The sequence below is a fragment of the Paenibacillus popilliae ATCC 14706 genome, assembly GCF_000315235.1.
GTDB lineage: Bacteria > Bacillota > Bacilli > Paenibacillales > Paenibacillaceae > Paenibacillus_B > Paenibacillus_B popilliae.
In genome coordinates this window covers 31,535-46,388 of the sequence record NZ_BALG01000040.1, presented here as the reverse complement: position 1 = coordinate 46,388, position 14,854 = coordinate 31,535, and the positions used below count along the sequence as shown (strand labels likewise).

Annotated in this window: 12 protein-coding genes; 11 read left to right on the top strand and 1 reads right to left on the bottom strand. The window is 45.3% G+C overall.

Going from position 1 to position 14,854, the window contains the following annotated elements:
• The 3 genes from PPOP_RS22525 to galU form a co-directional block, all read left to right on the top strand.
• Window positions 1-561: protein-tyrosine phosphatase family protein (locus PPOP_RS22525; protein ID WP_006284915.1), on the top strand; the 561-nt coding region annotated here is incomplete at its 5' end.
• A 302-nt stretch (window positions 562-863) separates the two neighbouring features.
• Entirely contained in the window at window positions 864-3,383 is a 2,520-nt protein-coding gene (locus PPOP_RS04645) for a U32 family peptidase (protein ID WP_042227457.1), read from the top strand.
• 218 nt (window positions 3,384-3,601) lie between these two features.
• Window positions 3,602-4,486, top strand: a complete 885-nt coding sequence (gene galU, locus PPOP_RS04640; protein WP_006284913.1) for a UTP--glucose-1-phosphate uridylyltransferase GalU — start codon at window positions 3,602-3,604, stop codon at window positions 4,484-4,486.
• A 51-nt stretch (window positions 4,487-4,537) separates the two neighbouring features.
• Here the strand turns inward: galU and PPOP_RS04635 are convergent, their stop codons facing one another.
• A complete protein-coding gene (locus tag PPOP_RS04635; RefSeq protein ID WP_042227448.1) occupies window positions 4,538-6,997 on the bottom strand; it encodes an O-antigen ligase family protein in 2,460 nt (819 codons plus the stop codon).
• 139 nt (window positions 6,998-7,136) lie between these two features.
• Here PPOP_RS04635 and PPOP_RS04630 point away from each other — a divergent pair, with 139 nt between their 5' ends.
• The 8 genes from PPOP_RS04630 to PPOP_RS04595 all read left to right on the top strand — a co-directional run bounded on the left by PPOP_RS04630 (window position 7,137) and on the right by PPOP_RS04595 (window position 14,840).
• Entirely contained in the window at window positions 7,137-8,432 is a 1,296-nt protein-coding gene (locus tag PPOP_RS04630; RefSeq protein ID WP_006284911.1) for a glycosyltransferase family 4 protein, read from the top strand.
• Window position 8,433: 1 nt separating this feature from the next.
• Complete coding sequence (locus PPOP_RS04625) at window positions 8,434-9,510, top strand: mannose-1-phosphate guanylyltransferase (RefSeq protein ID WP_042227446.1); 1,077 nt, start codon at window positions 8,434-8,436, stop codon at window positions 9,508-9,510.
• Between the two features lie 33 nt (window positions 9,511-9,543).
• Complete coding sequence (gene gmd, locus PPOP_RS04620) at window positions 9,544-10,518, top strand: GDP-mannose 4,6-dehydratase (protein ID WP_006284909.1); 975 nt, start codon at window positions 9,544-9,546, stop codon at window positions 10,516-10,518.
• Between the two features lie 27 nt (window positions 10,519-10,545).
• A complete protein-coding gene (locus PPOP_RS04615) occupies window positions 10,546-11,481 on the top strand; it encodes a GDP-mannose 4,6-dehydratase (protein WP_042227444.1) in 936 nt (311 codons plus the stop codon).
• Window positions 11,482-11,501: 20 nt separating this feature from the next.
• On the top strand, window positions 11,502-12,131 hold the full coding sequence (locus PPOP_RS04610; RefSeq protein ID WP_159101807.1) for an acetyltransferase: 630 nt from the start codon (window positions 11,502-11,504) through the stop codon (window positions 12,129-12,131).
• Between the two features lie 13 nt (window positions 12,132-12,144).
• Window positions 12,145-13,260 carry a DegT/DnrJ/EryC1/StrS family aminotransferase gene (locus PPOP_RS04605; protein ID WP_006284906.1) on the top strand — a complete coding sequence of 372 codons (1,116 nt, stop codon included), beginning with the start codon at window positions 12,145-12,147 and terminating at the stop codon, window positions 13,258-13,260.
• 34 nt (window positions 13,261-13,294) lie between these two features.
• Window positions 13,295-14,080, top strand: a complete 786-nt coding sequence (locus tag PPOP_RS04600) for an ABC transporter permease (protein WP_052516576.1) — start codon at window positions 13,295-13,297, stop codon at window positions 14,078-14,080.
• A 148-nt stretch (window positions 14,081-14,228) separates the two neighbouring features.
• Entirely contained in the window at window positions 14,229-14,840 is a 612-nt protein-coding gene (locus tag PPOP_RS04595) for an ABC transporter ATP-binding protein (RefSeq protein WP_006284904.1), read from the top strand.
• Window positions 14,841-14,854: the final 14 nt, after the last annotated feature.

Genomic DNA, 14,854 nt, shown 5'->3' with positions numbered 1-14,854 from the left:
GATGGCAAGGTGAAGGAGCAGCTTGACGACCCGGAGGCCTGGGATAACGGCAGCGAGCTGTGGGTTCCGTGGACGAAGACGGTGGAGCGCCAATTGCAAGCCTGGGGGCTTCAGATGAAGATTCCGGAATGGTGGTTTGGCTACCGGGGCGGCAGTGTTACGGAAGAGTTGGAGGCGAAGGACGAGGAGGGAGAAGGAGCGAGAATCGCGATCTACGACTTGCCGAGCGGTTATTTTGGGCTGTATGTGGACCATTTGGCTACGGTCGAGGAGGCGTTGGCCAATTGGAAAAAGGTTCTTCTATCCGACAATGATCCGTCGATCCGGTTCGTGAAGGAGGAGACGGAGATCTGGCGGGGTCGAACGGCGATGCGCGTTCAGTTCACCGGTTTGAGGACCGACAACAATATCGGGGATATCACGTATACCGTGGATATGCTGCTGATCGCCAAGGACGGGTACGTATATACGCTGTTCAACAAGATAGACGACGTATCCCGCACGCCAGAAATGGTGGAACAGTTCGAACAGGTCGTGGACTCGTTTCAATTCACCTCTTAATAGAAGGAAGCAATGACGCTATGCCGTGTGGCATGGCGTCTTTTTTCGCATGCAGGGGCGTAGTTATGGGGGGATAGGCACCGGTGTTGAGGCGCTGCCGATTGCCGGGTGTTTAATGGACGCAACTGGTGTTTTGGCCGCAAGACCGCTATACTATGTAAAGCATCTTCAATGTCCGGCCTCGTTGGGTAGAAGGCAGAAGGGAACAATTCAGGTTGGGGGTCAACGTAATGGCGACGATAAAGCAACATCACGATAGACAAGCTGTGGACGTCGTGAAGGCTGCGATGCAGGCAGCGGGCATGGCGCCCCGGCATCTGCGGCGTGAAGATATTGAATTGCTGGCGCCTGCCGGCGATTGGGATTGCATGCGGGCGGCGGTGGCCAATGGGGCGGACGCCATTTTTTTCGGCGTGGAGAAGTTCAATGCGCGGGCGCGCGCGAACAATTTCCAGATGGACGAGCTGCCGGAGATAATGGCGTTTTTACATCGCTATGGCGTGAAAGGTTTTGTGACGTTCAATATTGTTGTATTTGAACAGGAGCTGGCGGATGCGAAGGAGCTGATTGATGCTTGCCTTACGGCTGGGGTCGATGCGGTCATCGTGCAGGATCTGGGGCTGGTGAAGCTAATACGCGAGATTTCGCCGGATTTCCCGATTCACGGCTCGACGCAGATGACGATTACGTCGCCGGAGGCGGCTTCGTTCACGAAGCCGTACGGGCTGGAGCGGGTCGTGCTTGGCCGCGAGAACAATTTGCAGCAGATCCGGAAGATCGGGGCCGAGGCGCAGCTTCCAATGGAGGTGTTCGTGCACGGCGCTTTGTGCGTATCGTATTCCGGACAATGCCTCACCTCGGAAATGTGGGGCGGGCGCTCCGCCAATCGCGGGGAATGCGCGCAGGCGTGTCGTCTGCCGTATGACATGATGATCGACGGCGAGCATCGGCCGTTGGGCGATGTGACGTATTTACTGTCGCCGAAGGATCTGGCGGCGCTCGATCTGGTGCCGGAGCTGATTGAAGCGGGCGTGACCTCGTTTAAAATCGAGGGCCGCATGAAGCAGCCGGAATATGTGGCGAATGTGGTCGGCAAGTACCGGAAGGCGATCGATGCTTATTTCGCTGGCCGCTGGACGGGGCCGACGAAGGAAGAGGTGCGCGAGCTGCAGCAGAGCTTCTCGCGCGGCTTCACGCACGGCTTCCTGAAGGGGACGAACAATAAGCAGCTCGTGGACGGCACGTTCCCGAAGAGCCGCGGCGTCTATCTCGGCCGTGTCGAGCAGGTGCTGCGCGATGGGGTCGTGTGCAAGCTGGAGGCGCCGCTGAAGCGCGGCGACGGGATTGGATTCGATGCAGGCGACCCGACGAAGAAGGAGGAGGGCGGCCGCGTGTACGACCTGCGCCGCCAAGGCGTCAAGTTGGACGGCGAGGCGCAGGCGGGCTGGCAGGTCGACATCGTGCCGGGACGCCACGATGTCGACCTGCGGCGGGTGAAGGTCGGCAACCGCATGTGGAAGACGAGCGACCCGGCCCTGGACAAGCGCATGCGGGCCACGTTCGAGACGGAGAAGCCGTATCGCGTGTTCCCCGTGCATGTGCGCGTAGAGGGCCGCGCGGGCGAGCCGCTCCACACCTGGTGGACCGACGTGCCGAAGGGCACGACGGTCCAGGTGGATTCGGAGCTGGCGCTGGAAGCGGCCCAGAAGCGCCCGATGGATCAGGCGCTTCTGGAGGAGCAGTTCGGCCGCCTTGGCGGAACGGTATTTCAGCTCGAGCGGCTGGACGTCGCCCTGGAAGGCGACGTTATTGTGCCGATGCGCGAGCTGAATGCGATCCGCCGCCGGGCGGTGGAACGGCTCGCGGGCGAGCGGCCGAAGCCGCCGGTATACGAGCACCGCGACGTCGATGTCTACGGCGGCGCGGTGCAGGATCACACGGCGGTGCAGCCGGGCCACGCCCGGCTGACGGCACTGTGCCGCTCGCTCGCGCAAGTGGAGGCGGCCGTGAACACGGAGGTGGAACTCATCTACGCCGACTTCGAGTTCATCAAGCAGTTCCCGGCGGCCGTCGAGGCGTGCCGCGCTGCCGACAAGCCGATCGCGCTCGTCACGCCGCGCATCCATATGCCCGGCGAGAACGGCTATCACCGCAACATCCTGAAGCTGAAGCCGGACGCGGTGCTTGTCCGCAATACCGGCGCGCTACAGTTCTACATGCAGGCGAAGGACGAAGCCGCCGCGCGGGGAGAAGCCTTCCCGCAGCTCATCGGCGACTTCTCGCTGAACGTCGCCAACCATAAGACGGTGGAACTGTTCGCCTCCTCGGGTCTGGATCGCATCACGCCGTCCTATGACCTGAACATTCAGCAAATGATCGACATGCTGCGGTATACGGATACCTCTTTGCTCGAGATTGTCATCCACCAGCATTTGCCGATGTTCCATACCGAGCACTGCGTCTACTGCACGTTCCTTAGCGAAGGAACGGATTACACGAACTGCGGCCGTCCATGCGAGGAGCACCGCGTCTCCCTGCGCGATCGTATCGGCATGTCTCACCCGGTCCGGGTAGATGAAGGCTGCCGCAACACGGTATACAACGCTATTGAGCAATCCGGAGCCGAGTATATTACCCACTTCCTGGACTTGGGCGTAGGCAGCTACCGCGTCGAATTTCTGGAGGAGACGCCAGAACAGGTTCATCACGTGATCGACTTGTACGGCCGCGCTCTCCGTGCGGAAATCAGTGGCACCGAAGTGTGGCGCACGTTGAAGGCGACGAACCAGCTCGGCGTGACGCGCGGACAGTTGGTGAAATAAAATAATGGTTTAAATAAGGCAGGAACCTGTGCATGATAGTGGTTCCTGCTTTTTGTTAGATACGGATTTCTACCCTTCACTTGCAGCTTCTTATTAAGCAAATCAAGTAGAGCAAATCAACTAGAGCAAATCACCCATTTTTGCGATATAATAGGCGGTAACCACTACATGAAAAACAGCGACTTAGAATAGAAAATGAGGGAGAGAGGAGAAATGACGTGAAGCTCAGAAAGGCGATTATCCCGGCAGCCGGGCTAGGAACCCGATTTCTGCCGGCAACCAAAGCGATGCCTAAAGAAATGCTTCCGATTGTGGACAAGCCGACCATTCAATATATCGTCGAAGAAGCGGTCGCATCGGGGATTGAAGATATTATCATCGTTACGGGAAAAGGCAAGCGTGCGATCGAGGATCATTTTGATCGTATCTTCGAACTGGAGTATATGCTTCGTGAACGAGATAACCTTGCCCTGCTGGAAGAAGTTCAAAGGCCGTCGGAACTGGCAAATATCCATTACATCAGACAAAGAGAGCCGCGCGGATTGGGCCATGCCATCTGGTGTGCCCGCAAATTTATCGGCAATGAACCGTTCGCCGTGCTGCTGGGGGATGATATCGTCGAAGCCAATACACCGTGTCTAAAACAAATGCTGGACGTGTACGAGGAATATGAAGCGCCCATCGTCGGGGTCCAGCCTGTTCCGTGGGAAGACGTAGCGCGTTACGGCGTCGTGGCAGGCGATCCAATAAACGAACGGTTGCTGCGTGCAAAACAGCTTATCGAAAAGCCTGCTCTAGCGCAAGCTCCTTCCAACTGGGCCATTATGGGACGTTATATCCTTACACCGCGTGTATTTGAACTGCTGGAGCAGCAGAAAGAGGGAGTAAACGGCGAAATTCAACTGACCGATGCCATTGCCGAGCTAAGTCAAGAGAAGGAAGTACTGGCGTATCATTTTGAAGGGAAGCGGCATGATGTGGGAGAGAAGTTGGGATTTATCAAAACGACCCTTCACTATGCCTTGCAGCGGCCTGATTTGCGAGACGAGCTCCTGGCTTATTTCATGGATATGATGAAGGGGAAGGGGCCATACTCCCATTAACTAAGAACGAAAGAACGGCCCGTAGAGGGCCGTTCTTTCGTTCTACTGTTTTTAAAACCGCATTCCAGCAACTTGTTCAATTTGCTCTTTTTCTTCAGGGTCTACACTGATCAATTGATCATACCATCCCTGATCGACTTGGCCGTTCTGGATCGTCGCTCCGATATACCAGCGGGCTAGCTCCCGGTTATCCACATTGGAAAGATCCTCATTCAGGTAAGGCTTCATGGCTTCCGCCCCTTGCCCAGGCTCGCCTTTCATCATGTAAGCCCGGCCAGCATTAATGGCCATCGAGCTCGTTACGCTGAACTCTCGCCCCTGGAGCTGTCCTTCCGGCAACGTCTTGAGATGTTCCACCCCTTGTTCGACGTGGCGCAAGGCGGCAATGATCTCATCCATATATTCATTTTTTTGATCCGGAGATTCGTTCGTAACGACTATCCCTTGGCGCAACGTAGCATCCATGTACTTGTCGTACCATTCCATATCCCATGGGAAGCGCTCGGCATTTTCGGAGTAAACCTTGTATCGTTCGGAGTCCATTCCCTTTTGTTCATAAAGAGCTACCAATCGTAATAGCAATATTCGGTTCCCGGGTTGTTTATCAAGCGCCTGTCGTAACGTATGCTCCGCTTCGGCAAAAAAGGCTTCGTCCCCCTGTTGAGCATATACTTGTTTAAACAGGTCAGCTTTTAATGCGGCATATTCTGGAACCGTTGATCGTATTTTCAAAGCTTTATTCAAGTATTGCATGGTTTGGTTGAAATCTTTGGTTTCGACTAGGGTTTTATTTGCTTTGGCAAACGAACTTGACGCTTGAATAAATAATACAGATGTGATGAACATAATTACCCCAGCGATGCCAACAATACTTGCCGCAGCCGCTTTGAGGGTCTGTGGCTTTATTCTTTTTAGTGGCTGTTTTGAAATGGATGCCGCCATTCCTCCCAAGCTAATAAAGACGAGAATTCCGATATAAACATAGCTCATGTTGAAGTCCATCACGCTATGCACCAAAATGCTTGTTGCCAAAATGAAATACATAAAATAACGATTGCGTTGTATCTCTTCCGCCTTGCGGAACGATTGCACATACTTCCCGTAAACTACCCCGAGAAATCCAAGTAAGATAATGAACCCGAGAACTCCGGTCTCCACGAGATACTGCATATAGTAACTGTGAGCCTGAGCCGACTCATACGGGTTATTCTGGTACTTTTCATACAGTGCGCTCCAGGCGCCACCGCCCGCACCGAAGACAGGATAGTCTGCAACCAGCTTCATCGAGTCTTTGTAGAACGTGATCCGCTCAAGCACGCTGTGCTGCTGGAAGTTGATCGAACTGAGACGGGAAGAGATGCTTTCCGGCAACAAGTTCGTGAGGCTGGTTCCCAGCAAAAAGATTAAGAGCACGCCAGTAATGAAGGTTCCCCCTACAGGAAGGAGCGCATTGGCCCACTTCTTCATTGCGAAGCCTTCCAGTTTGCGTTCCAACCATGGCGCCAGGAATCGCTGCACGATCCAGCACAATCCGGCGCATACAGCGGACGCCCCTAAAATATAAAGCCATCCTTTCAAGGAGGAACTGCTCGACTCGTTCAGATGGACTTGAATGCCGATCTCCGATACAGGATTTAAAATCACTAATGTTGCCACGCCGCTGATGGCCAGATGGACAATCCATAGTATCTGCCGAGCCGGCTTTATAAACAATAGAACCACAACAAATACAACGGGCAGCAACACCAGGCCGCTACGAGACAGGGTTAGAAAAATGGATAAAATCAACGGTACCAACATAAATCCGTGAACCGCATGACTTACGGCTTTACGAGTTGTCGTCAAGTAGAACACGGCTACGAACAAGAACGCCATCAAGTAGGCCGCATACGTATTCGGGTACTGGAACACCGACGCGAGCCGCGGACCATTTGCATCCACCCAAATGGCTTGCGGGTATAGCCCGTCCGCAGTAAGCTTGGAAAACCAGCCAATCCATGCGGCAGCAAATGTCCCATTTCCAAGCCAGTTCAGTAAACCAAACCAGACTACGGCATAGGCGGAACCTGTTAACGTAATCTGGATGATATGGTTGATTTTCTCTTCACTTGTTGTTAGTCTAGTGAGAGTGAAGAAAACGGCATAGGTAAACATAATAAAGATTGCATCTACCGCCAAGTAACCGGAAGCTGCGAAAAATGAGGAAACTCCGTAGGTTACAGGCAGCAAAAAGACAAAGAGAGTAAGTGCATTTGATTTGTCAATATTTGTTTTTTTCGTTTGAAGCAGCATTCCGACCGCCAAAAATGCTAGAATAGAAGCGGTGAGCATCGACCAGTAAATTGGTTTTGCAAATTGGGTGGTTTGTCCGTTAAATAGACCGAACTGGAATGGGGACCAGATTAGGAATAAAATAAGAGTAACTATCGCTCCCCATTGAGTAAGAGAAAAAGGGTTACTTTTGTTGTTTTGTTGTGTGGGCTTGGATGCCCCGTATCCATAGGTAGACAAAGTTATTCTCCTTTGCTAGTAAATTACGATTATAATAATAGCATACAAATACAATGATATCCAAACGATCATCATAAAGAACCCAATTTCCGTCAAGAGGCAAGCCCTACTAATTTAGTTTCATTTTCATTAAGAAGTTATGGTGGTGTTAGTAATCAAAAATTTTATTTATCAGACACTTTATAAAATTGCGACAGTTCTTAAACCGGTTTTAATAAAAATTTTACCGAAAGGTGTAAGGCAACAGGTTAAGAATAAGCTATTGCATTTGGCAACATCAAATATGAATAAATCATACAACAATCTAGAAGACCAACATTGTCATGGAATTAATCTTGTGGGGTATTCGCGTGCAGAAATGGGTATTGGAGAATCGTGCAGAATAGCGGCTCGAAGCATTGATGCTGCCGATATACCTTTTGGAATTATTAACTTTAAAGGGACAAGTAGTGCCAGAATGTCCGATCTATCTTGGGCACACAAGGAAATGGGTACCTCACAGTATGATATTAACTTAATCCATGTTAATGCGGAACAAATGAAGGACATATATACGTACTTTGGAAGTGGTCTTTTTCAAAATAGGTATAATATAGGTGTTTGGCATTGGGAATTACCTGATTTCCCTGATGAATGGCTAGATAGTTTTAACTTGGTTGATGAGATATGGGCTCCTTCCACATTTATTGCAGATGCTATATCTTTAAAAAGTCCTGTTCCTGTTATTAAAATTCCACATTCGATTGAGGTTAACGTCCTAGAGCCAAGAAGCAGGGCTTACTATAACCTGCCAAGTGAATCATTTCTATTCTTAACAATGTATGATATTAATAGTTTTGAAGAACGTAAAAATCCCAGAGCTTCATTAGAAGCATTTAAAAGAGCTTTTGAACCGAATGATGTGCATGTTGGGCTAGTGGTTAAAGTGAATGGGTTACATGGGAAGCCGAAAGAAATGGAACAACTGAATGAACTGCTTTCCAATTATACTAACATTTATTTTGTTAAAGAAACACTATCAAGGAATGATACCAATGCATTGATTGCAAGTTGTGATTGCTTTATTTCCCTCCATAGAAGTGAGGGTTTTGGATTAGGGTTAGCAGAGGCTATGTACTTAGGTAAACCTGCCATAGGAACGAACTGGTCCTCAACTACTGATTTCATGAAAAATAACAACTCATGTCTGGTTGATTATGAACTCGTAAATGTAATGAATGACTTTGGACCCTATAAAGCATATCAAAAATGGGCTAATCCAGACATAGAACATGCTAGCTTTTACATGAAAAAACTTGTAGAAGATCAAGAATACTATTGTTCAATTGCTAATAAGGGAAAAAAATATATAAGAGAGCACTACTCACCTAAAGTAGTGGGAGAAATGATGAAAAAAAGAATCAGTTATATTAATTTGGGAGTACATGGAGGTTAACATGACAACGACTTGTGTGATCATGGCAGGGGGCAAAGGGGAACGATTTTGGCCAAAGAGCCGTACTCATCTTCCGAAACAGTTTTTAAATATATCAGGAAATAAATCGATGATACAACAGACGATAGACCGCCTTCTGACATTTATACCCATTGAACGAATTTTTATTGCTACTAATGAACTATATGCTGAACTGATAAAGGGGCAGGTACCAGCACTTCCCTCGGACAATATCATCATTGAACCTATCGGAAGAAATACCGCCCCTTGTGTTGGACTGTCATCTGTTATTATCGAAGATAGATTTCCAGACAGTACGATGATTGTACTTCCTTCAGATCATATCGTTAAAGATCAAAATGAGTTTGTAACCATTCTAAAAACAGCAGTTGAAGTTAGCAAGCGAGGTAGACATTTAATTACATTAGGTATTTCACCAACTTATCCCGAGACAGGCTATGGCTACATAGAAAGCGCAAATGATAGTCTTGTGCTAAACGGCCTTGATATTTATCGAGTTAACAAGTTTGTTGAAAAGCCAGATGTAGAAACGGCAACCTCTTATTTGAAAGCGGGCAATTACTTTTGGAACAGTGGAATATTTATATGGAGGACTACTGTGATTCGAGAGTATATCCGTGAGTTTTTGCCCGAGACGCATGATCTGCTTGAGAAGATTAAGCTCTCTATTCAAAAGGTCGGAAGACAGGAGGCCGTTAACTCCTTATTTCCCCAAATGCCGGATCAGTCCATTGATTATGGTATTATGGAAAAGGTAAATGATATATATGTAATCCCTTGCGTGTTAGGTTGGGACGATGTGGGGAACTGGACAGCATTGGAACGTATTGAAAACCTCGATAACAATGGGAATGTGATTAAAGGGAATACCCTGAATATTGATACTAAAAGATGTATTATCGAAAGTAACGGAAAGCTGGTAGCAACTTTAGGTGTTGAAGATCTTATTATCGTAGAGACTGAAGATGTAACACTTATCTGTAGAAAAGATAAAGCTCAAGAGATTAAATCTCTTATTAAAGAGCTAAGGATTCAAAAACTGGAACAATATTTGTAGGTTAAAACAACTCATAAGGAGGCAGCAGAAAATATGACGAAACGAGCACTTATTACAGGAATTACAGGACAAGATGGATCATACCTAGCTGAATTATTATTGGAAAAAGGTTACAACGTATTTGGTTTAAGAAGAAGAACAAGCGTTCCTATACTTGAAAATATCCAGCATATAGAGAATGAGATAGAATTTGTTGATGGGGATTTACTTGATTTAAGTTCCCTTATCCATGCCGTTCAAGTTTCAAATCCTGATGAAGTCTATAATCTTGCAGCGCAATCATTTGTCGCTACCTCGTGGGATCAACCTGTCTTGACAGCACAGGCTACTGCTTTAAGCGTGACGAATATGTTGGAGGCGGTGAGAATCGTAAAACCGAATGCTCGGTTCTACCAGGCTTCAAGCAGTGAGATGTTTGGTAAAGTAGTAGAAACTCCACAGAGAGAGACAACACCATTTTATCCAAGAAGTCCCTATGGTGTTGCTAAAGTTTATGGACATTGGATGACTGTTAATCATCGTGAAAGCTATAATATGTTTGCTTGTTCAGGGATCCTGTTTAATCACGAATCGCCGCGTCGCGGGATCGAATTTGTTACAAGAAAGATTACAAATGCTGTTGCTAGAATTAAGTTGGGTTTGCAGGATGAACTGAGACTAGGCAATTTGGATGCACTCAGAGACTGGGGGTATGCAAAAGATTACGTTGAATGTATGTGGCTCATGTTGCAACAAGATAAACCGGATGATTATGTAATTGCAACTGGCGAAACCCATTCTGTTCGAGAATTTTGTGAAATTGCATTTAAACATGTTGGACTTAACTATGAAGATCATGTAGTCACTGATCCTAAATTCTTTAGAGCAGCAGAGGTTGATTTATTACTTGGGGATCCGTCCAAGGCAGTGGATAAGTTGGGATGGAGACCGCAAAAAACAACCTTTAAAGAACTTGTTGAGCTTATGGTAGACACTGATATGAAAAAAAATAGGAAAGAGATTGGATAGAGCAGTACTTTTCAGGATGTGGTCGCATTGAAAGTTCTGATTACGGGAGTAAGCGGATTTGTCGGTACTTTCTTGAGTGAGAGGCTCTTGCGGGAGGGTTATGAAGTTGTAGGATTGTCACGCTCACGACCAGAGAATAAGGAAATCAAGTTTTTTTCATGTGATATTAATGATGCTTTAAATATTGGTAAAATTCTTAAAGAGACCAAGCCGGATGAAATATATCATCTAGCGGGCACTGCATTCATTCCACATTGTTATGGTAACCCAGTGCATGCGTATCATACCATCATGAATGGCACAATGACCTTGTATGAAGAGGTGCGCAAACAAAAGCTAGAACCAAAGATTTTGTATGTTGGGTCCGGTGAAGTATATGGGGAATGGAACGGTCACCCATTTCATGAGGGTGACTTGTTACACCCTAATAATCCGTATGCTGGTGCAAAATCATGTGCTGATTTGTTAAGTGAGCAATATGTCCGCTCCTATAAAATGAATATTATTCGAGCGCGTCCCTTCAACCATACGGGGCCAAAGCAGTCCGAAAAATTCGTTTGTTCCAATTTTGCGAAACAAATTGCGGAAATGGAGATAGATCATCGCCAAGTCATCCGCACAGGAAATATTTTTGTGAAACGTGATTTTCTAGATGTTAGGGACGTTGTTAATGCTTATTATTTGTTGATGCAGAAGGGGGAGGCAGGAGAGGTTTATAATGTATCTGCCAACAAAGCAGTTTCAATAAGGAAGGTATTACATTATTTGTTTCAATATTCTGATATCCAGTCCCCTAAAGTTGAGGTCGATCTAAATAAAGTTAGAGATAATGAGGCAATTGTTCGTATCGGCGACAATACAAAATTATGTCAAGAAACGGGCTGGAGACCGATATATAAACTGAAGGACACGATGGGCGAGCTGCTTCAATATTGGAGGAAAATGCAACATTATAGAAAGTAATGGAAAGGTGGGGCTTACATTTGTGCCCACAAAAGGTTATAATTATTGGTGGCGGTGGACATGCGAAAGTGGTAATTGATGTATTCAATGATGCTGGGCGATATGAAATATTTGGTTTTACTTCTCCTTCTAGTGATTGCGATAGTTTATGCGGTGCTTCTTATTTAGGGAGCGACGATAAGCTTATCTCCTTGTTGCAAGAAGGAGTACAACACTTTTGTATTGCATTGGGAGATAATCTAATCAGAAGAAAGCTTTTTAACAAGTTAGTTCGTTTGGGGTTTACTCCAGTGAGTGCCATAAGCTCAGCGGCCTATGTATCTCCATATGCTCAGATTGGGAGAGGTACTGTTGTCATGCCAGGGGCAACCATCAACGCCTATGCCGTCATAGGAGACAATGTAATTATAAACACCCGGGCAGGAATTGATCATGATTGTAGAGTGGATTCTCATGTGCATATTGCACCGGGAGTTTCACTGGCAGGTAGTGTTTATGTAAATGAAGGTGCATTCTTAGGTATAGGATGCAATGTGATTCCTAATATTCATATTGGTGAATGGTCAGTTATAGGGGCTGGAGCAACCGTGATATCGAATATTTCCTCAAAGGTAACAGCGGTAGGAGTGCCTGCAAAAATTATTAGTTAGAGGATGAAGATAAATGAAAGCTTTGAAAAGAATAACTCTAGCAAATCCGGTTCTAAATGGAAATGAGAGAGATTATGTTCTTGATTGCATTGATACAGGCTGGATATCAGCTAATGGAAAATACGTAAATCAATTTGAACATAAATTTGCAGACTTCTGTGACTCTCATCATGCGTTGTCGTGTGCAAATGGTACTGTGGCTCTACACTTACCGTTGGTAGCATATGGAGTTGGTGAGGGGGATGAAATTATTATTCCTACTTTCACGTATATTGCTACAGCGAATGCTGTAAAATATTGTGGGGCAACTCCTGTGCTGGTGGATTGCGAACCCAATACATGGAATATTGATCCATATAAAATCGAAGAGAAAATCACACCTAAGACGAAAGGAATTATTGTCGTACATTTGTATGGACATCCAGTTGACATGGATCCTGTTATGGAGATCGCACGAAAACATAATCTTTTTGTGATTGAAGATGCTGCTGAAGCACATGGGGCTGAATACAAAGGTAAAGTTGTGGGTTCCATTGGTGATGTCGGGACGTTCAGCTTTTTTGGTAATAAGGTCATATCCACAGGCGAAGGTGGAATGATTACGACGAATAATGAGCCATTAGCAGAGCATATGCGTTTACTTAGGGGCCAAGGGATGGATCCGCAACGAAGATATTGGTTCAATGTGGTGGGATATAACTATCGAATGACGAATCTGCAAGCAGCAGTGGGTCTAGGACAAGTAGAAAATATACAATGGCACTTGGAACAACGTAGAAGAGTCGCCGCTTCGTATACTGAAAAACTATCAGAGTATAACGAATTATTTGCAATGCAACCTGAAATGCCGTGGGCAAAACATACCTATTGGATGGTATCTATTCTACTCTCCGATAAAGTGAAATTAGAACGTGATGAACTCATGCAACTTCTAGATAATGATGGTATCGAAACGAGGCCTTTATTTTACCCTATGCATCAGATGCCTCCTTACTATGAAGAGAGCACTTATCCAGTGGCAGACAGGATTTCGGCACGAGGAATAAATATTCCTACTAACGGTACTTTGACAGAAGATGAAATTTCTTATATCTGTAAAAGATTAGTGCATCATTGCAAATCAAACTGATAGCATGAGCTTATATATAAGCGGAGGTAAGACGTTGAGTGAATATGTAAAAAAAATATACCGGACAAGATATTTTTGGATACATTTAGTTCGGGCGGAACTAAAAAATAAATTTAGACGATCAAAACTAGGGATTTTGTGGACTTTTATGAATCCATTATTACTGACACTACTAATGTCAGTAGTCTTTGGGGCAGTTTTCAACATAACGTTTGCCGATTATGCTCCGTATGTATTATCAGGGTTAATAGTGTGGGAATTGATAAGCTCTTCCTTTATAGGGGGAGGGTATTCAATTATGACTGGTGAGCAATATATCCGTCAATTTAATCATCCAATTTCAATTTATACTTTAAGGTCGGCGTTGGTTTTTACTGTGACTTTCGTAATTGCCATGACATCACTCTCTATGTGGATGCTGGTTATTAGTCCGCAGAATGTAGTATTGGGAGTGATTACACTTCCATTAACGACTTTACTTTATTTCTTTTTGTCTTGGGCAATTACAACAATTGCCGGATATTCAAATACGAAATATCGTGATTACCCACAAGTGATGGCGTTAGTTATACAAGCTGTATGGTATGTCTCTCCAGTATTTTTCAAAAAAGAAATGTTCACTTCAAATCCTGCATTAGAGGTGTTATTTAATCTTAATCCGATAACTCGTATATTAAATTTAATTCGAGCGCCGTTTTTATATGGAGAAATGCCATCAGGTGTAGATTATCTCTTTACTTTATCAACAATCGCAGTATTGACAGTAATCGCAGTTTACGTAAATAGAAAAAACCAAGATAAAGTAATATTTTACTTATAGAGAATTGAGGTTATATTATGAAAAATTGTTATATAAAAATGAAAGATGTGAATTTGTATTATCCAGCACACATATATAATGCAACAACATTAAAACAAGAAGTTTTTTCTTTGCTTAAATTAGAAAAAAAAAAGAGAAGTTAGATAATGTGCATGCACTGAAAGACCTTAATCTTGAGATCACTGAAGGGGATAAAGTTGGTATCATTGGTCATAACGGAGCAGGGAAAAGTACTTTGTTAAAGACTGTTGCTGGAATCTATCCCATCAAATCTGGCATGATGGAAGTTGTGGGTAATATACGCTCTTTATTTGATTTAGCGTTGGGGTTTGATCTTGAGTCAACTGGTCGAGAAAATATTATGTATCGAGGACTCCTTTTAGGAGAGACTCCTAAATCAATACGAGAAAAGGAGCAAGAGATAATTGAATTTGCAGGTTTAGGTGAATTTATTGATTATCCTATACGTTCTTATTCATCAGGAATGCTTATTAGACTAGCATTTTCAATTTCTACCTCTGTTGAGGGTGAAATTCTTTTACTCGATGAGGTTATTGGAGCAGGGGATGCAGCTTTTGCGGCAAAAGCAAAAGAGCGTATGACTGGATTAATGAGTTCCGCCAAAATACTTTTGCTTGTTTCTCATGATTTAGGAACAATTAAAGAAGTTTGTAATCGAGTTATATTAATTAAACAAGGAAACATAATAAAAGACGGGGAACCAGAAGAAGTAATAAAATTTTATCAAAGTTCAATTTAACTGTGAGGAGCTTA

Excerpts from the sequence above, each read along its gene's own strand:
- PPOP_RS04630 (WP_006284911.1), top strand. The coding sequence starts at position 7,137 with ATGGTGGTGTTAGTAATCAAAAATTTTATTTATCAGACACTTTATAAA.
- gmd (WP_006284909.1), top strand. The coding sequence starts at position 9,544 with ATGACGAAACGAGCACTTATTACAGGAATTACAGGACAAGATGGATCA.
- PPOP_RS04625 (WP_042227446.1), top strand. The coding sequence starts at position 8,434 with ATGACAACGACTTGTGTGATCATGGCAGGGGGCAAAGGGGAACGATTT.
- PPOP_RS04605 (WP_006284906.1), top strand. The coding sequence starts at position 12,145 with ATGAAAGCTTTGAAAAGAATAACTCTAGCAAATCCGGTTCTAAATGGA.
- PPOP_RS04645 (WP_042227457.1), top strand. The coding sequence starts at position 864 with ATGGCGCCCCGGCATCTGCGGCGTGAAGATATTGAATTGCTGGCGCCT.